Origin of the sequence: Neiella litorisoli, from assembly GCF_014773395.1 — a bacterium.
In the GTDB taxonomy this organism is placed as follows: Bacteria; Pseudomonadota; Gammaproteobacteria; order Enterobacterales; family Neiellaceae; genus Neiella; species Neiella litorisoli.
Genome location: NZ_JACXAF010000010.1, coordinates 17,597 through 34,938, shown reverse-complemented (window position 1 = coordinate 34,938; position 17,342 = coordinate 17,597). Strand labels below are relative to the sequence as shown.

Here is a 17,342-nt window from a genome sequence, read left to right as displayed (position 1 = left end):
TCATGGAGTCTTTAGGAGTTTTGGATTCGGAATCTCGTGGTTGCCCGAGAGTTTCGTTAGCACAAGGAATTGTTCAAGCCCGCCTCCCCATGCCAAACAATTGGAACTGGTTCACTAATGTCAGCTCGGTTGACGTTATTAATGTTTCTCGAACTGGTCTTGGCGTTGCCAGCAGAATTCCCCTATCTGGTTGTATTGAATTAATTTTTAAGTTTAAGAACGAGTCAGTTTTGACACTTAAATGCATCGTCAAGCATCAACAAGTAACGCTCGATGGTGCTTACATGGGCATCGAAATTGTTGAACGCGATGACGCCTCACCGTCCTTATTTGAGCGCTGCATATCGCATGATGTTCATCCAGAGCTGGCGCTGATCACTCACTAATTACCTTGTTTAAAACCCTTAGCGCTGGTTAAGGGTTTTATTTTCCCACCACATGAAAACGTTTTCTGGGGCAGTTAACTGAGATTGTGAAAACGTTTTCTCTTCTACTCTGGGTTTCCTGCCGCTTTTCGCACGCACAAAAAAGCCCGCATCAGCGGGCTTCGTTAAATATGTAGCGGCAATCAGTGCTGTTTGGCCATCTCAATTAACTGTGCAACGGCAGCTTTGGGTTGGTTGTTGCGATCAAACAGCAAGGGGTAATCGGTGCGGCCCTGCATTGGCCAATAGTTACGCCATGATTGACCATCGTTAACGCCCCAGAAGGTAATTCGACTAATTGATTCTTTGTGGCGTAAGAACATGGCAAATAGCTCGATGTAATAATCATTGAGCTGCTTGAGCTCTGCGTCGGGCATACCATCGAAAAATGGATTTAATTTTTCCTGCAAAGCCAAGTCGATGCTGACATCTGCGCCCTGCTCCTGTTCTTCAGGAAAAGGTAATACTGAAATATCCAATTCAGTGAACATGACTTGCACGCCCAGCGCTGCAAACGCTTTGATTGATTCTTCGAGCTCGTTTAAATCAGGATAACCCAAGCCATAGTGTCCTTGGATGCCGACACCATCAATGCGAATGCCGCGGCGCTGCAGATCTTTGACCATGTTGACTACAGCTTGGCGCTTGGCGGGCTTAAACAAGTTGTAATCGTTGTAGTAAAGCTCAGCGTGAGGAGCAACTTGATCCGCTAATTTAAACGTCTCTGCAACATAGTCCTCGCCAAGCGTCTGATACCACTTTGAATCGCGCCAAGTTCCGTCATCATTAAATACTTCATTGGCCACATCCCACCCTTGCACGCGTGTGCCAAAGTGCTCGCCAATTGTTTTCATATGGGTTTCTAAACGTTGCATGACAACCTGCCTAGACGCAAGTTGACCAGCATCGTCGGTAAATACCCAATCGGGGGTTTGCTGATGCCAAAGCATGGTATGGCCTACCACAAAGATGTCATTCGCTTCGGCCAAGGCAATCATCTTATCGGCTACGTCGAAGGTAAACTTTCCTTCTTCTGGTTGTAGCGACTCCCACTTCATTTCGTTTTCTGCGGTAATGGTGTTGAAATGTTTGATCACGACATCAATTGCAGCAGGCTCCTCGCCCAAGGCCTGGGGCTTATTCAAGGCGCCACCGATCATAAAGTGCTGTTGATAAGCATCTTTGAGGCCGACTGGATTGACGCTCGGTTGAATCGATTCGGAACAGCCCGACAGGGCCATAACAACACTGATTGCGCTGGTTGCAGCAAGTTTCATACGCACGAGTCTCCCTAAACAATATGCGCGTTATCTAATTATGTGAACGATGTGGGTGGCTTTAGATAACGATGAGTCATTAACCTATCAAGTTGTAGTCATAATGACTATATAAAATTTATAGGTAGTAAGACTGTTAAAAAAATATGTGAACTAACGCAAGTCAATGGCAACGGCGGAGAGTTTGGATGAGCTAAAGCGAACGGATAGAACGGCAGCGGATCGAGCGACCCGCTGCACTAGGACCTAGCGTTTGACCTGCCAGTTAAGAGTTTGACCGGCGAAAAATGGAACCATGTCATCGGCACCAACTTTGACCGACTCTGGCATTTGCCAAGGCTCACGGATCAGCGTCACGGTTTTCTCGTTCACCGGCAAACCATAGAATTTAGGGCCGTGCAGGCTGGCAAAACCTTCGAGCTTATCTAAACAGCCGATGTCATCAAAAATGTGGGCATACAACTCAAGTGCGGCTGGAGCACTGTAGCAACCGGCACAACCACAGCTACTTTCTTTTGCATGCTTGAGATGAGGTGCAGAATCGGTGCCCAAAAAGAACTTCTCTGAGCCCGTTGCTACTGCCTTCTGCAGTGCTTGCTGGTGAGTGTTGCGTTTTAACACAGGCAAGCAGTAATTGTGCGGTTTAACACCACCAACTAATAAATCGTTGCGGTTGTACATTAAATGCTGTGGCGTGATGGTTGCAGCAACATTGGCCGACGTTGCTGCAACAAACTCAGCAGCATCGGCTGTTGTAATGTGCTCGAAGACAATTTTCAGATTTGGATTTTCAGCAACAATTTTGCTCATGTGGCGATCAATAAACTCTTTCTCGCGATCGAACACATCAATATGAGATTCGGTCACCTCGCCGTGTACTAACAGCAAAATGCCCTGCTCTTCCATGGCCGCAAAGGTTTCTTGCAGGCGACCTAAATCGGTCACGCCATGGGCTGAATTAGTTGTGGCATTCGCAGGATACAACTTACACGCTTTGACCACGCCGGTTTGTTTTGCCTCGACAATCATTTCTGGGGTGGTGTTGTCGGTTAAGTACAGCGTCATTAAGGGTTCAAAGGCATTACCGGCAGGAACGCATGACTTGATGCGCTGATAGTAACTAACTGCGTCCTGTGCTGACACCACAGGCGGTTGCAGGTTAGGCATGGCAATGGCACGGCCAAACACGGCGGCGGTGGCCGGAACCGCTGTTTGCATAATCGCGTTGTCACGCAGGTGGATGTGCCAATCATCAGGTTGGCGGATGGTCAGAGTTTGAGTCACGTATCGAAGTTCCTGTTATCAAGAAAAACATGGAAGTGTTTGATGGCCGATAGTTTATATCAAACCGATCGCATTGGCAGCTTTGCCGACCACGCGATGAAAAAGTAATAGTTCGTGATACTAATGTGATAAACATGTGATTCGGTCGGGATTTTCCTTTTATAGCTTTAAAGCTAACCCAAACGGCAACAATGAATGAAAGGAAAACACCATGTTGAAATCAACCTCAACAATCGCTGCGCTGATGATGTCCGCTACCCCTTTGCTGGCATCTGCCCAAGTTATCGACGTTAAAATCACCAACCTCACCCAAGGCATTTACTTCACACCAATCCTCGCCACTGCCCATAGCCCCGAATACAGCCTGTTCCAAGCCGGTCAAATGGCCAGCCCTGAATTGCAGGCAATGGCCGAAGGCGGTGACATTTCTGGCTTGGTGGCAATTGCTGATTCGATTGGCGCTAGTTCACGCGCTAACCCAGCCGAAGGCTTACTAGCGCCAGCGAGCTACACCATGGTGAGCGACTGGGATACTGGCGACAACAGCACGCTGACCGTTGTCGCGATGTTACTACCGACCAATGACGGTTTTGTTGGCCTTAATAGTTGGACTATTCCCGAACAAGCTGGCACCTACACGGTGTATTTAAATGGCTACGATGCAGGGACTGAGGCCAATGATGAAATCGTCAATGGCGGCGGCATGCCAGGCGCGCCTGGGATCCCAGCCAATCCTGCGGGGAATGGTGGCATGGGCGCAACCGGTGTGATCGCAGAAGAAGTGAACAGCATGATTCATATCCACCCAGGTAACGTCGGCGACAGCGATCCAGAGGGTGGTATCAGTGACCTCGATAGTCGTATCCATCGCTGGCTGAACCCAGTTGCGAAATTAACCGTGACCGTTAAATAATCGGAGGCGACGATGAAAACTTATCTATTCAGTAGCCTTGCTGTTGCCTCAGCGCTGGCGCTAACGGCCTGCGGTGGTAGTAGCAATAACTCGAGCACCAGTCAGGGTGCAGGCATGACCACTGTGTATGAGTATCAAATCACGGTGGAAAATCTAACCGCAGGGCAACCCTTTTCGCCGTTGGCAGTGGTGTTACACGGCAGCGACCAAATGTTGTGGCAAATCGGCGAACCGGCATCTGATGGCATTGAGCTGATGGCCGAAAGTGGCGACAACAGTATGTTACTCAGCGCGGTATCGGGATTACCCGCCACCGCTGGTACTGGCATTATTATGCCCGGCAGCAGCGAAATGGTGATGATTAGCACCGAAGACATGAGCCTGATGCGACTTTCCGCCACCACCATGCTGGTCAATACCAACGATGCCTTTGCAGGGATTAACGCGGTCGACCTGAGTGGCTTAGCTGCCAATGAAAGTATGAGTTGGTACCTCAATACCTATGATGCAGGCACTGAATTCAATAGCGAAACGGCCGAATCTATCCCCGGACCTGCCGGCGGTGGTGAAGGTTTTTCTGCAATTCGTGACGATGTCATGAATAAAATCAGCCGACACTCCGGTCTGGTTACTCAAGCAGATGATTCTATGTCGGCATTGGCGCCATGGCATCGCTTCGATTCCATGGTTGGCAAAGTCACGGTCACCCGAATGAACTGATGCCGCACTGTGCCATGCGACATGATGCGCATGGCACCATCGTCTGCTTAGCGACCATAGCAACAGGGAGCAGCGGCGATGAACGCTCGAATTTTGGTAATAGAAGATGATCACGACATCAATCAACTGATTAGCATGAATCTGCAAGACTTGAATCATCAGGTTGATAGTTGTTCGGATGGCTCTAGCGGCTGGCGCCGCACTCAGCAAGACGCATACGATTTAATAGTTCTGGATTTGATGTTGCCAGAAAAGGATGGCTTGGAAATCTGTCGCGATTTACGCGCGCAGCAAAATGCCACGCCAATCTTGATGGTGACCGCTCGCGACTCCGAAGCGGACCGTGTGGTTGGTTTAGAAATGGGCGCCGATGATTATCTCACCAAACCATTTAGCGTTCGCGAGTTGCAGGCCCGCGTCAAAGCCATGTTACGACGAATGGCAATGAATCAGGCAGCGCAACAAACACCGGCAACAGCCAAATTAACCTTTGGCAAGTTAACGATTGATAGTGCCAAACGCATTGTCTGTTGTGACGGCAAGGTCATTGAATTGACCTCAACCGAGTTTGATTTGTTGTACCACATGGCCAGCAGCCCAGGGATGGTATTTAGCCGAACCCAGTTGCTCGACCAAATCTGGGGTTACAAACACTCAGGTTATGAACACACAGTGAACTCACACATTAACCGCCTTAGGACCAAACTTGAGGCCAATCCGTCGGCACCGGAGTACGTGATCACGGTGTGGGGCGTGGGCTACAAATTCAATGATGAGTAAATTTCTATCTTCCTTTTACAGTAAGCTTGCGATTGCTGTACTGATCTGCTTTGTCGTCATCGGCGCGCTGTTGTTATTGCTGGCCCACAATGTGTCAGGCCGCTATCAACAAGAAGTGGAACAAAAGCTGCACGCTCAGTTGGCCGAGCATCTGGTGCACGACAGCGAGTTATTTGTTCATGGTGATTTAAACCAAAAAGCGATCAAGCAGGCTTTTCATACCATGATGATCCTCGGGCCGCGATTCGAATTTTACATTATCGATCCAACCGGCAAGGTGCTGACCTATTCGGCTGAGCCGGGCAAAGTAAAGCGTGAGTTCATTAACCTCAGCCAAGTCGATCAATTTATCAAACAGCAGGCACCGATGCCGATCCTTGGTGATGATCCACGTAATCCGCTCAAGCAAAAAATCTTCTCAGCAGCGCCAATTTATGAGGGCGACGAGCTCAAAGGTTACCTCTACATTATTATTGGCGGCGAAATTTACGACAACATTGCCGATGTTATCCGCAATAGCCAAATCATGACGCTCGGCGTGTGGGGAATTGCACTGACGTTAACCTTTAGTTTGCTTTTAGTCTTAGTGATATTTGCCCTACTCACTCGCCCACTACGACGGTTAGCCAATGACATGATGTCACTGCAACAGCATGGCTTTGAGCGTGGCATGACGGCAGTCAATAAATGGCAACAAGATTCTAATGATGAAATCCAAAAACTAGGCGCGGCGTTTAATACCATGGCGGCAACGCTTGACCGGCAATATCGTAAAGTACAAAGTACCGATCAATTGCGGCGAGAGATGGTGTCTTATGTATCGCACGATTTGCGCACGCCGCTGGCGGCGTTACAGGGCTATCTCGAAACTTGGCAGCTTAAACGCGAGCAATTAACCGATGAGCAAAGCCAGCAATTGATTCAAATAGCCTTGGACAACGCCCGCAAAACCAGTCAGTTAGTCGAGCAGCTTTTTGAACTAGCCCACCTTGACGGCGACAACGTGACATTGAATTTAGAGCCGGTAGCCATTGCCGAGCTGATACAGGATGTCATTCAAAAGTTACATTTGCAGGCGCTTGAGAAACAAGTGACGATTAGCGTTTCGCCGCAAGATCCATCACTAATGGTGACCGCCGACATTCAACGCTTAGAACGGGTGTTCACCAATTTGATTGATAATGCGATCCGCCATTGCAGCAGTGGCGATACCATATCAGTCGAGTTAAGCGCCAATGGCGATAAGCTTGAAGTGGCAGTGATTGATACCGGCTGCGGCATCCCTAAGAGCGAATTAGCCCATATTTTTGAGCCGCACTTTAGGGCGAGCAATAGTGCGAATGGTAAGCGCATCCATAGTGGTTTGGGTCTGGCCATCACCAAGCGGATCCTGCAACTTCACCAAGCTAGTATTGAGGTCAGCTCAGAACAACACGTCGGCTCACAATTTCGTTTTTCACTGCTAGCTTCGGCCAGCTAATGGCATTTTCCGGCTAATCAGGGTATAAGCACTGCCGTGTTGCTGAAATACTCAGCAATACCAATCAAACAAAAACTAACCTCACCCTGAATTTGCAAGGAGCTTATTTGTGAGCCAATTTGATAACGTCTCTATCATCAAAAAAGCCAATATCTATTTCGACGGTAAAGTATCCAGTCGTACCGTGTTATTTGCCGACGGCAGTAAAAAGACTTTGGGTCTAATGGCTCCAGGTGAGTACACCTTTGGTACTGAAGCTGCTGAGCTGATGGAAATTCTTGCGGGTTCAGTGCAGGTTAAGTTACCTGGCGCAGACTCATGGCAAACCGTGGCCGCTGGCGAGTCGTTTAACGTACCTGCGAATTCATCATTTGATATTCAGGTTGAAACATTAACCGATTACTGTTGTTCGTACCTGTAACCGTTATGGCCAAATCGTCTGAGGCTTGCGATAAGCAGGCCTCGACTTACTCCCACCATTAGAGTACGAAGATGAAAGCAATCATATTTGACATGGATGGTGTCATCATCGATTCCGAGCCGTTTTGGCAGCAAGCAGAAGTTGAGGTGTTTAATCGCTACGGGGTGCCCGTCACCACTGATATGGCGCTGCAAACCATGGGCTTACGTATCGATCTGGTGGTCGAACATTGGTTCAAGCACTACCCGTGCGCAACCCCCAAGCAGGTGCTGGTGAACGAAATGCTGGATCGTGTCAATCAACTGGTTCGCGACCAAGGCCAAGCTCTGCCCGGCTTCTTGCCCTTGTTAGAGCGCATAAAAGCACAGGGAATTGCTGTTGGCCTCGCCACAAGTTCGCCATTGAGCATGGCGGACAACGTGATTCAGCGACTTGCCATTGACGGCCAGTTTGATGCCATTAACAGCGCGGAAAAACTACCGTATGGCAAACCTCACCCACAAGTCTATTTAGATTGCGCTGCTGCCTTAGGTGTTGATCCGTTGGACTGTTTGGCTATTGAAGATTCTGTCACCGGCCTGACCGCAGCTAAAGCGGCACGGATGAAAGCCATTGCGGTGCCTCCGCCAGAAAGTTTCGACAAAGCTGGCTACGGCATCGCCGACATCAAATTAGCGAGCCTGACGCAAGTCGATGCAGCGCAGCTTAACCAGTTGGGTTTTGCCGTTTAATGGTGGATACAAAACAACCCGTCGTTGTCATCACCGGCGCAGCCAAACGGATAGGCAAAGCAATTGCTGAGCAGTTTCATCAAGCTCAGTATCATGTCATCGTCCATTACCACCAGTCAGAGGCGGCCGCAGCGAATTTAGTACAGCGGTTCAATGAACAACGGCCAGATAGTGCTAGTTTGGTCGCTGGTGATTTATCATCGACGGCCACCTACCAGCGCATAGCGGACCATATCGCGCAACAGTTCGGTCGTTTGGATGTGCTGATTAACAACGCCTCGAACTTTTATCCGACCCAATTTGGCGATTGCAGCGCCGATCATTTCAACGATCTTATGGCGATCAACGCCCAAGCTCCATTGCTGCTAAGTCAACAGCTGACGCCATTGCTAAGCGAAAGTAATGGCGTCATTATCAACCTCGTCGATATTCACGCTGACAAGCCCTATCGTGATCATGCCACTTACTGCATGGCAAAGGCGGCATTAAAGAGTTTAACCAAAAGTTTAGCGCTGGAGCTGGCCCCGAATATTCGCGTTAATGGGGTATCGCCTGGCGCTATTTTATGGCCTGAACAAATGTCCCCTGCTGAGCAACAGAATCGGCTCGCACAACTGCCGCTCCAACAACACGGTTGTCCCAAGGACGTTGCTGATGCGGTATTCTTTCTTGCTTCGGCCCGATACATCACCGGTCAGATTGTGGCAGTGGATGGCGGTGCCAGTTTGGTCTAAGTTGTAGTTATTAGTGACTGCTGGAGTGCGATACGGCACTGACCAAAATGGAACTGACCAAACGCCATATCAGTTGCCCAACCTGCGGCTACTCGTTTGATATTGAGCTAGACCACTCGCGTGGTGATCAAGACTATTACGATGACTGTCCGAATTGCTGTTCAAGTTATCGTGTTCGGCTGATCTATGATGAACTTCAGCAGAAAACACGCGTCAACATTGATGCCGACGACGAGCAGTATTATTGAGTGTGTTGCGCCATTACCCGCTCAACCGTATCCACCACGGCGTGGGTCTGGCTGTCGACTTCAATATTCAACAAACTGCCGATTGGTTTATCGCCAATCGTAGTAATGGCACGGGTTTCGGGAATTAAATGGAGACTGAATCGGCCTTGCTCAACCTGTTCACCGATGGTCAAACTAATGCCATCCACGGCGATATAGCCTTTGCTTAAAATGTATTTGCTGTGACTCTCTGGTACTTGCAGTTGTAAGGCTAAATTGCCCTCTACCTCATTTCGCTCAAGTAACTCGGCTTGACAATGAATATGACCTGACAGCAAGTGACCACCAATTTCATCGCCAAATTTTGCCGCTCGCTCTAGGTTCACCGGATCACCAGCTTGCAAGCTCGCTAAGTTTGTCAGTCGCAGCGTTTCATCAATGACATCAAATCGGACCGTTCGCTGGTGATACGACACCACGGTTAAACAGACGCCGTTGATGGCAATACTTGCCCCAGCAACTAAACCTTCAAGCATCGCTGCTTGCGGCCATTCAATTTCAAGTTGCATCACTTGCGCGACGACATCAGCACGGATCACCGTTCCTTTTGTTTGCACAATTCCCGTAAACATAACCGCCCCATCTGATAAACTTGGCGCAAGCTTACCATATTCACCTGACCTTCCCGCAGGTCCGTTTCGTTTGGATTCAACGCAGTATGCAATCGAGCAAAATCTATTCTCGGCGCGCCGAAGTCAGTCACTTGGTGCGACTGGCCGCTCCCATTGTTGCGGCGCAAGTCGCCGCCACCTTGATGGGCTTTATTGATGCCATGATGGCAGGCCAAGTCAGCGCAACTGATCTTGCCGCAGTTGCTATTGCCAATAGCATTTGGTTTCCGGCCATTCTATTGGTGATGGGCGTATTAATGGCGCTGCCGCCAATCATCTCGCGTCATTTGGGCGCGCAGCAGGCTGACAAAGTGCCAGACGATATGTGGCAATCCGGCTGGCTGGCGCTGATTTGCGCCCTTGGCGCCATGTTACTGGTGCAACTCGCTCCTGCCATATTGGCGCAAATGACGGTTGAAGCTGATTTGGAGCGGCTGGTCTACGGCTATTTGGATGCGGTTATTTGGGGCGCGCCTGGTTTTGCCGGCTATCTGGTGTTACGCAACACTTCCGAAGGTCTGTCATTCACGAAACCGAGCATGTGGATTGGCGTGCTAGGATTATTGCTCAATATTCCCCTGAATTACGCCTTTATTTATGGCGCTTGGGGCGCGCCGGCCATGGGCGGTGCTGGCTGTGGTGTTGCCACGGCGATTGTCCAATGGCTGATGTTTGGCGGTATGTTGCTGTGCGTACGCTACCATCATTTCTATCGCCCGTATCACTTGTTGTCGGCTATTCAAGGCCCCAATTGGTCAGCCATTTTGACGCTATTCAAAATTGGTTTTCCGATGGCCTTGGCATTTTTCTTTGAAGTTACCTTGTTTGCCATTGTCGCGGTGTTGCTAGCGCCGTTAGGCGCAACGATTGTCGCCGGCCATCAAGTGGCACTGAACTTCAGTTCGATAATTTTCATGTTGCCGATGTCATTGGGCATGGCGATATCGATTCGCATGGGCTATCGCTTAGGCCAACGCGATCCAACGGGTTGCTTCTTTTCGTACAAAACAGGGCTGAGTCTTGGTCTGGCGATGGTTGCCTGCACCGCTTCGTTTACCCTGCTACTTCGTCATGTGATTGCCGATGTGTACACCAACGATGCGGCAGTGATTGAGCTGGCCAGCCAACTGCTTATCTTAGCGTCGGTTTATCAATTATCCGATACCATACAAGTGATTGGTGTCAGTGCATTGCGGGCCTTTAAGGACTCAAAAGGCATTTTGTACATCACCCTCTTTGCGTATTGGTGTTGTGGTTTAGTGGTTGGAGTTATTTTGGCAATGACTGATTTTGTGGTACCGGCGATGGGGCCCTTTGGCTTCTGGATAGGCTTTTGCGTTGGCCTAACCACTGCCGCAATCTTGTTATCGCTGCGGCTCGGTTATTGTCGTCGCAAACTGTTTGCTGATCCCTCATGGCAGCTGGGCTGAACAAAGTACTCAGCAAAATCACAGCGCTGCTGGCTTTGATTGGCGCAGCGTGGTGGATTGTCATCAGTATGCTTAGGGCATCTGATAGCAGTTATTTACTACAAAATTACCCGCAGCGGTTAGCACGGGTTGTTGCCATTGAAACGGGCGTCGATGGTAACAATGATTCATCGGCTTATGACGAGCCTGAGCGCAACCTCATTGCCCTTTCGAGCCGCGAAACAGCGTCAGCAATGCAGGCTTATCAGCTTTCTGTTCGCCAGTGGTGGCAGTTGAAATCCTGCGATTTGAATGATCGATTGGCAAAACGTAATAGCAATCTTGGGCGTGTGCAATCACCGTCCATTCGGCTCAGTTATGAAGTCGATATGCTGTTGGCGCTGGCGCATTGTCGCAAGCAGGCTAACGAGCAAGAAACCATCGCATTAATTGATGAGTTACTGGCACACAAGCGCCAGCAAGTGGTGCTATTGTGGCAGCACATGTGGCTGTCCGAGCCAGCGTTGAGTAAATTAATCACCCCTTCACACACCGGCATTCCTCTTGATCAGCAGCGCCTAACCAGTGAGTTGGCGGCGATTGAGCAAGCCCTCCGGTACTTACTGCAAGCGTCCGCCGTCATTGGCCAGCTTGGCAAGGAGCACGACAGCGCTAACAAGGCTCTGACGCCAACATGGTCAGCGACGCTATTGGAGCAGCACTTAGCGGTGTTATTCCATTCCGAATTAGTGCCGCAGGTACTCACCAGTCAACATCAAGCAATTGCCAGCCTAAATGCCGCTAGTGCCCTGCTAGCGGCCAATGAATCACTATGTCATGCACAACAGCACAAGCGGCTCAGCGATCGGACCAAATCATTCTTCGGCCAATACTACTTAGCAAAAGTGCAGCCGTTACTCAGCGACATCAAGCGCGCAGGTGATCGCCTGATACCGTTGATCAGGCAACTAATATCTAGCACACCGCCGATTTATCAGCAGCGCTTTGGCCAAGTGAATCAACATCTGCAATTTACCGAAACAGTGCGCAGTCACAGCCAACATTGGCAACGGCTATTCGCCAACTGTGGCATTCAATCGGCGCAACAATTGAATTCCCGTTGATTGTCACCAGCGGATTTAGTTAGCATGCGGCTAACTATCCAACGCAAAGGAAATTCGCGTGAAACTTGTTTTAAAGAGTCTGATTGGCTTGTGGGTCATTATCATGGTGACTGGCCTTTTTTTGCCGAATAACTATCGCATTGAGCGCTTCACCATCGTCGATGCCGATCAAACAACCTTACATGCTTACGTTCAGGATTTAGAGCAGTGGCAAGAGTGGTCGCCATGGATTGAAGCCGACCCGACCATCAAAGTCACCTTAGGGAACATTACCTCGGGCCCTGGCGCATTCCAGAGCTGGCAAGGTGAAAGTGGTGATGGCGAGCTACTGTTTACCCAAGTGAATGAACAACAGGGTGTTAGCTATGACATCTGGTTCAATCAGAAAGCCGATAAGGCGCAAGGTGCGATTGCTTATGAGCCGCTTGATGCGGGCCAAATCAAAGTAATTTGGACCATGGAAGGTGAAGTAACGACGCCGATTTTTGGCCCTTACCTCGCGCTGTTTATGGACGGGATGGTGGGACCATCATTTGATTTGGGTTTGTACAAACTTAAATCTTTGGTTGAAACCGGCACCATCCACTGAGCAAGAAAAACAAGACGCTGCTGCAACAATCGCGGCAGCATACTTGATTTCACGTCAATGCATTAAGAGCTGGCAATCATCTTTTGCTGTAGCTGTTGAATTTGATCTCGCACTGCCGCTGCTTTCTCAAACTCCAACGCTTTGGCGTGTTCAAACATCTGCCCTTCGAGCTTAGTGATCTCCGCCATGATTGCCTCTGGGCTCATCAGTGCATTGTAATCAGCACCCGGCTCAGCGGCTCTCGCCAATTTCTTATGCTTCGATTTTTGATAAGGCTGGCCGATATCCATAATATCGGTGACACTCTTTTGCAGTGCCTGCGGAACAATGCCATTGGCTTCGTTGTGGGCTATTTGTTTAGCCCGACGGCGCTCAGTTTCGTCAATCGCTTGTTTCATCGCCGCGGTGACTCTATCGGCATATAGAATCGCCTTGCCGTTCAAGTTACGGGCTGCCCGGCCAATGGTCTGAATGAGTGAACGAGTGGAGCGTAAAAAGCCCTCTTTATCGGCATCGAGAATGGCAACCAATGACACTTCTGGCATGTCCAAACCTTCCCGTAGCAGGTTAATCCCAACCAAGACATCAAACTCACCGAGACGCAAATCACGAATAATTTCCATCCGTTCAACAGCATCGATATCCGAGTGTAAATAGCGCACGCGGTAGCCATGTTCGGTTAGGTATTCGCTAAGGTCTTCGGCCATCCGCTTGGTCAAGGTGGTCACCAAAACCCGTTCTTGGCGATCAATCCGCAGTTGCACTTCTGACATCAAATCGTCTACCTGAGTGGCAACCGGTCGGATTTCGATTTCCGGATCGACCAACCCTGTTGGCCGTACGACCTGCTCCACCACTTCGCCTTCGGATTTATCGAGCTCGTATTGACCCGGCGTTGCTGACACATAAATGGTCTGCGGCGAGATACTTTCAAACTCTTCAAATTTAAGCGGTCGATTATCAAGTGCCGATGGCAGTCGGAAGCCGTACGTCACCAAGTTTTCTTTACGGGCTCGGTCACCTTTGTACATGGCACCAACTTGAGAGACGGTGACATGGGATTCATCAATGATCAGCAAGGCATTATCCGGCAGATAATCCATCAGCGTTGGTGGCGGCTCGCCTGGTGCCCGCCCCGAGAGATAGCGCGAGTAGTTCTCGATGCCAGAGCAGTAACCGAGCTCTTGCATCATCTCAATATCATATTGGGTGCGCTGACTAAGACGCTGCTCTTCAACTAATTTGCTGGCAGACAGCAGCTCTTCCTTGCGCGATTTCAGCTCAATTTTGATGTCTTCAATGGCTTGTAAAATACGTTCTCGAGGCGTCACGTAATGGGTTTTGGGGTACACCGTAAAACGTGCTAAATCACGCTCAACTGCACCGGTCAGGGGATCAAACTCGCTCAGTCGCTCGATTTCATCGTCGAACAACTCCACCCGAATAGCATAGGTGTCGGATTCCGCTGGGAATATATCGATAACTTCACCACGGACACGATAACAACCGCGTTGGAAGTCAATGTCGTTGCGAGTGTATTGCAATTCGGCGAGACGGCGCAAAATAGCGCGCTGATCGATAATATCGCCCCGTCTTAGGTGCAGCATCATCTTCAAATAGGCATCGGGATCGCCAAGGCCGTAAATAGCTGACACTGACGCCACTAGAATAACATCTGGCCGCTCAAGTAATGCCTTAGTCGCCGATAACCGCATTTGCTCAATGTGCTCATTAATCGATGCATCTTTGTCGATAAAAGTATCGGTCGATGGCACATAAGCTTCCGGTTGGTAATAGTCGTAATACGACACAAAATACTCGACCGCATTGTTGGGAAAGAACTCTTTCATCTCACCATACAACTGCGCGGCCAACGTTTTATTATGCGCCAGAATAATCGCGGGCCGGTTGGTGTTGGCAATGACATTGGCCATGGTAAACGTCTTACCGGAGCCGGTCACCCCGAGCAAGGTTTGGCATGCTAATCCAGAATCGAGACCATCAACCAATGCCGCAATTGCCTCAGGCTGATCGCCTGCAGGCTGGTACTTCGAGACTAATTCAAAGGTTTTGCTCATGGTTTTGCCTCAACAATTGCAGCGGACTGTTGCTCAAAATGGCTAAAGGTACCATTGATCCAGCGCCAAGCGATCACTGCGGTAACGACATTGCCGACCACACTGCCAATGAACAGGCCGTTTACGCCGATCAGCATGCCACCGATATAAGCCAAGGGTAGATAACAAACGAAAAACCGAACCACGCTCAACATAAGAGCATTGTTTGGTTTGTGGAGCGCGTTAAAAGAAGAATTGGCGAGAATGACGATACCCTGCAGACCGTAACCCAGCGGCATGATCACCACATACCAGCGCAACACCTGTTGGACCTGAGGATCATCGGAAAATACTTGCGCTAACCAAACCGCAACGACCGCCAATACCACCGCGACCAATAGCTGCCAGCCAATGACAAACTTGGCAGCAATCCGATAAGCTTGATGAGCGCGTTGAATTTGCCGAGCGCCAAAGTTCTGGCTGATCACCGGCGGCAGTGTCATCGACAGCGCTAACACGACAATACTGGCGATGGATTCAATGCGGCTACCAACGCCTAGCGCCGCAACCACAGGTTCTCCGTAACTAGCGGCAATGGCCGTCATCACTGCCATAGCCACTGGCGTGAGCATATTAGCGCCCGCGGCAGGTAAACCAATGGTCAATATTTGCCGGCTTGCCGCTACTGTTGCAGCCATATCGTGGGGCCAGAAATAAATGCGTTGCTGGCGAACGCCCAGCACGTAAAAAATGACTAAACAAGCACAGGACCAAGAGATCACGCTCGCCAGCGCCGCGCCTTGGATCCCTAGAGCTGGGATTGGTCCTAAACCAAAAATTAGGATGGGATCTAAAATAGCGTTCATTAAGCCCGCGCCGGCCATGCCATAGCTTGGCAATTTAGTTTCACCGTTGGCTCGGAAAATTGCGTTGCAAATCATTGGCAAGATCAGCAAGACACAACCCCACAACCATACGGTCATGTATTGCATCAACAATTCATAAGAGCTTGCTGTCGCTCCCATGGCAAAAAAGATTGGTTGACTAAATAGATAGAACGCCAAGGCGATCGCCGCGACTAGAATCGCCGACAAGTAAAGCGCTGCGGTCGCATACGTGCGTGCTTGCTGCTGATCGCCTTGCCCTATGATCTTGGCAATAACCGCTGAGGTGCCAATGGATAGTCCAATCGACAAGCTGATCACAGCAAACGTTACTGGGAAGGTAAAACTAACTGCTGCTAACGGCTGGGTGCCGAGCAAGCCAATAAAGAAGGTATCGACCAAGTTAAATGTCATCATGGTGATCATGCCAATGATAACCGGAACGGTCATTTTCTTGAGGGTAACGGTCAAGTCACCGCGAAGTAGATCATTGGCAGATGAAGAGGTCGACATATTTTGTGAGCGGGTCCAACTTTTTTGGGCTTAGCATTCTATGAAAAACAACACTAACCACCAACCATTAATCGTAATTAAATTTGTCTGATTGAGTCGCCAAAACGAATCGTAAGGAGTGCTCTCATCGTTACCGATTGCACAACCAGAATGCAGCGCAAAAAGTACTGCATCCGCTAATAATAAGGGCTGCAAGCCGTTCGTGCCGAAAGGAGTCAAATTTAATCAAGAAACTATCACTTTTTCATTCTGTTAGGCCATTAGCCCCAAAAGAATGCACAGGCTATATTTGTCAAACCAAAAGCTGTTCATTTTTTGCGCAAGATTTCAAAAAGACAATCTTGAATCATCATAAGCGACTGTTTTAATTGGCTTTATAAAATTATTTATTACTATTTAAAAAAACATATTGACACGAAAACATGCGGCATTGAGCTTAACTCTTCATGACAATTCACATAGTTATCCACAAACTTGGTGGATAACTGAAATATCAACGTCAAATAAAGAACTTAACGTTCTGCGCACCATCTTGTGACGAAAAGAGTGCCGCAACAGGGTTACTCATCGAGCATTAAAGAAAGCCCCATTTGGGTGCTATATCCAACGCCGCGTTCAATAATTCGTAATTGCTCAGAAACTAGGTAATAGGACGGATAAACCGTTATTTGAAATTGCGACTGGATGTTCTGATTACCCAAGTAAACTGGCAAAGACAACCCTAATTCGCTGATAAATTGTCGTACCTCGGCATCATCCTGATAGGACAATGCAATGGCAACAATATCAACATCAGGATGGGCCTCGGCCAAGGCATCCACTGCAGGCATTGATATACGGCAGACGCCGCACCACGGGGCAAAAAAATAAAGTAGCTTTTGTCGCTCATTGGCATGAAACGGTGATCGTGCCAACGTCACGCCCTCATCGGTAAGCAACGGCAACGGGCCAGACGCCGATAATTGGTGCCCCAAGGCTAGCATTGGTTGCTCGCGATACCATTGAATAGCAATGAAGATCACCAGAACGATGGCAATAGACCCCAAGGTTTCAATCAGTTTTTTCATGTCTGCCCTTTTGTATTACGGTGACTAAATCAAGAT

At 49.2% G+C, this 17,342-nt stretch carries 18 protein-coding genes; 12 read left to right on the top strand and 6 right to left on the bottom strand.

Annotated features, from left to right (window positions below):
• Positions 1–2 precede the first annotated feature (2 nt).
• Positions 3–386, top strand: coding sequence for a hypothetical protein (locus IC617_RS09140; protein ID WP_191144699.1), 384 nt, complete (start codon positions 3–5; stop codon positions 384–386).
• Between the two features lie 182 nt (positions 387–568).
• Here IC617_RS09140 and IC617_RS09135 read toward each other — a convergent pair whose 3' ends face one another.
• Together IC617_RS09135 and pyrC are read right to left on the bottom strand one after the other, a co-directional pair.
• Positions 569–1,702 (bottom strand): endo-1,4-beta-xylanase, encoded by a 1,134-nt coding sequence (locus IC617_RS09135; protein ID WP_224745899.1) that lies wholly within the window; start codon positions 1,700–1,702, stop codon positions 569–571.
• 246 nt (positions 1,703–1,948) lie between these two features.
• Complete coding sequence (pyrC, locus tag IC617_RS09130) at positions 1,949–2,986, bottom strand: dihydroorotase (protein ID WP_191144698.1); 1,038 nt, start codon at positions 2,984–2,986, stop codon at positions 1,949–1,951.
• A 211-nt stretch (positions 2,987–3,197) separates the two neighbouring features.
• On the opposite strand from pyrC, the gene IC617_RS09125 reads away from it, so the two are divergent.
• The 8 genes from IC617_RS09125 (at position 3,198) to IC617_RS09090 (ending at position 9,013) form a co-directional block, all read left to right on the top strand.
• On the top strand, positions 3,198–3,899 hold the full coding sequence (locus IC617_RS09125) for a spondin domain-containing protein (RefSeq protein WP_191144697.1): 702 nt from the start codon (positions 3,198–3,200) through the stop codon (positions 3,897–3,899).
• Between the two features lie 12 nt (positions 3,900–3,911).
• Positions 3,912–4,619: a spondin domain-containing protein gene (locus tag IC617_RS09120; RefSeq protein WP_191144696.1), complete on the top strand. Its 708-nt coding sequence runs from the start codon at positions 3,912–3,914 to the stop codon at positions 4,617–4,619.
• Between the two features lie 78 nt (positions 4,620–4,697).
• Positions 4,698–5,399: a response regulator transcription factor gene (locus tag IC617_RS09115; RefSeq protein WP_191144695.1), complete on the top strand. Its 702-nt coding sequence runs from the start codon at positions 4,698–4,700 to the stop codon at positions 5,397–5,399.
• Positions 5,389–6,879 (top strand): sensor histidine kinase, encoded by a 1,491-nt coding sequence (locus IC617_RS09110; RefSeq protein WP_191144694.1) that lies wholly within the window; start codon positions 5,389–5,391, stop codon positions 6,877–6,879. The genes IC617_RS09115 and IC617_RS09110 overlap by 11 nt, the downstream gene beginning before the upstream one ends.
• 109 nt (positions 6,880–6,988) lie before the next feature.
• The gene (ppnP, locus tag IC617_RS09105; protein WP_191144693.1) at positions 6,989–7,300 is read left to right on the top strand and encodes a pyrimidine/purine nucleoside phosphorylase; all 312 of its coding nucleotides are present in this window, start codon (positions 6,989–6,991) and stop codon (positions 7,298–7,300) included.
• 71 nt (positions 7,301–7,371) lie between these two features.
• Positions 7,372–8,031, top strand: a complete 660-nt coding sequence (gene hxpB, locus IC617_RS09100; protein WP_191144692.1) for a hexitol phosphatase HxpB — start codon at positions 7,372–7,374, stop codon at positions 8,029–8,031.
• On the top strand, positions 8,031–8,765 hold the full coding sequence (locus IC617_RS09095) for a pteridine reductase (RefSeq protein ID WP_191144691.1): 735 nt from the start codon (positions 8,031–8,033) through the stop codon (positions 8,763–8,765). Before hxpB ends, IC617_RS09095 begins: the two co-directional genes overlap by 1 nt.
• 47 nt (positions 8,766–8,812) lie before the next feature.
• A complete protein-coding gene (locus IC617_RS09090) occupies positions 8,813–9,013 on the top strand; it encodes a zinc ribbon domain-containing protein (RefSeq protein WP_191144690.1) in 201 nt (66 codons plus the stop codon).
• On the opposite strand, the gene IC617_RS09085 is transcribed toward IC617_RS09090, so the two are convergent.
• Complete coding sequence (locus tag IC617_RS09085; protein ID WP_191144689.1) at positions 9,007–9,624, bottom strand: riboflavin synthase subunit alpha; 618 nt, start codon at positions 9,622–9,624, stop codon at positions 9,007–9,009. The two genes, IC617_RS09090 and IC617_RS09085, sit on opposite strands and share 7 nt — an antisense overlap.
• An 86-nt stretch (positions 9,625–9,710) precedes the next feature.
• On the opposite strand from IC617_RS09085, the gene IC617_RS09080 reads away from it, so the two are divergent.
• Genes IC617_RS09080 through IC617_RS09070 form a run of 3 tightly spaced genes read left to right on the top strand, consistent with a single transcriptional unit; the run spans position 9,711 to position 12,785 of the window.
• Positions 9,711–11,093, top strand: a complete 1,383-nt coding sequence (locus IC617_RS09080; RefSeq protein WP_191144688.1) for an MATE family efflux transporter — start codon at positions 9,711–9,713, stop codon at positions 11,091–11,093.
• Complete coding sequence (locus IC617_RS09075; RefSeq protein WP_191144687.1) at positions 11,078–12,196, top strand: DUF3080 family protein; 1,119 nt, start codon at positions 11,078–11,080, stop codon at positions 12,194–12,196. The genes IC617_RS09080 and IC617_RS09075 overlap by 16 nt, the downstream gene beginning before the upstream one ends.
• 58 nt (positions 12,197–12,254) lie before the next feature.
• Positions 12,255–12,785: an SRPBCC family protein gene (locus IC617_RS09070; RefSeq protein WP_191144686.1), complete on the top strand. Its 531-nt coding sequence runs from the start codon at positions 12,255–12,257 to the stop codon at positions 12,783–12,785.
• Between the two features lie 62 nt (positions 12,786–12,847).
• Here IC617_RS09070 and uvrB read toward each other — a convergent pair whose 3' ends face one another.
• The 3 genes from uvrB to IC617_RS09055 form a co-directional block, all read right to left on the bottom strand.
• Positions 12,848–14,863, bottom strand: coding sequence for an excinuclease ABC subunit UvrB (uvrB, locus tag IC617_RS09065; protein WP_191144685.1), 2,016 nt, complete (start codon positions 14,861–14,863; stop codon positions 12,848–12,850).
• Positions 14,860–16,239, bottom strand: a complete 1,380-nt coding sequence (locus IC617_RS09060) for an MATE family efflux transporter (RefSeq protein ID WP_191144684.1) — start codon at positions 16,237–16,239, stop codon at positions 14,860–14,862. Before IC617_RS09060 ends, uvrB begins: the two co-directional genes overlap by 4 nt.
• A 560-nt stretch (positions 16,240–16,799) precedes the next feature.
• Positions 16,800–17,306, bottom strand: a complete 507-nt coding sequence (locus IC617_RS09055; RefSeq protein WP_191144683.1) for a TlpA family protein disulfide reductase — start codon at positions 17,304–17,306, stop codon at positions 16,800–16,802.
• Positions 17,307–17,342 lie beyond the last annotated feature (36 nt).

Excerpts from the sequence above, each read along its gene's own strand:
- IC617_RS09140 (WP_191144699.1), top strand. The coding sequence starts at position 3 with ATGGAGTCTTTAGGAGTTTTGGATTCGGAATCTCGTGGTTGCCCGAGA.
- IC617_RS09135 (WP_224745899.1), bottom strand. The coding sequence starts at position 1,702 with ATGAAACTTGCTGCAACCAGCGCAATCAGTGTTGTTATGGCCCTGTCG.
- IC617_RS09125 (WP_191144697.1), top strand. The coding sequence starts at position 3,198 with ATGTTGAAATCAACCTCAACAATCGCTGCGCTGATGATGTCCGCTACC.
- IC617_RS09120 (WP_191144696.1), top strand. The coding sequence starts at position 3,912 with ATGAAAACTTATCTATTCAGTAGCCTTGCTGTTGCCTCAGCGCTGGCG.
- IC617_RS09115 (WP_191144695.1), top strand. The coding sequence starts at position 4,698 with ATGAACGCTCGAATTTTGGTAATAGAAGATGATCACGACATCAATCAA.
- IC617_RS09110 (WP_191144694.1), top strand. The coding sequence starts at position 5,389 with ATGATGAGTAAATTTCTATCTTCCTTTTACAGTAAGCTTGCGATTGCT.
- hxpB (WP_191144692.1), top strand. The coding sequence starts at position 7,372 with ATGAAAGCAATCATATTTGACATGGATGGTGTCATCATCGATTCCGAG.
- IC617_RS09095 (WP_191144691.1), top strand. The coding sequence starts at position 8,031 with ATGGTGGATACAAAACAACCCGTCGTTGTCATCACCGGCGCAGCCAAA.
- IC617_RS09090 (WP_191144690.1), top strand. The coding sequence starts at position 8,813 with ATGGAACTGACCAAACGCCATATCAGTTGCCCAACCTGCGGCTACTCG.
- IC617_RS09085 (WP_191144689.1), bottom strand. The coding sequence starts at position 9,624 with ATGTTTACGGGAATTGTGCAAACAAAAGGAACGGTGATCCGTGCTGAT.
- IC617_RS09080 (WP_191144688.1), top strand. The coding sequence starts at position 9,711 with ATGCAATCGAGCAAAATCTATTCTCGGCGCGCCGAAGTCAGTCACTTG.
- IC617_RS09075 (WP_191144687.1), top strand. The coding sequence starts at position 11,078 with ATGGCAGCTGGGCTGAACAAAGTACTCAGCAAAATCACAGCGCTGCTG.
- uvrB (WP_191144685.1), bottom strand. The coding sequence starts at position 14,863 with ATGAGCAAAACCTTTGAATTAGTCTCGAAGTACCAGCCTGCAGGCGAT.
- IC617_RS09060 (WP_191144684.1), bottom strand. The coding sequence starts at position 16,239 with ATGTCGACCTCTTCATCTGCCAATGATCTACTTCGCGGTGACTTGACC.
- IC617_RS09055 (WP_191144683.1), bottom strand. The coding sequence starts at position 17,306 with ATGAAAAAACTGATTGAAACCTTGGGGTCTATTGCCATCGTTCTGGTG.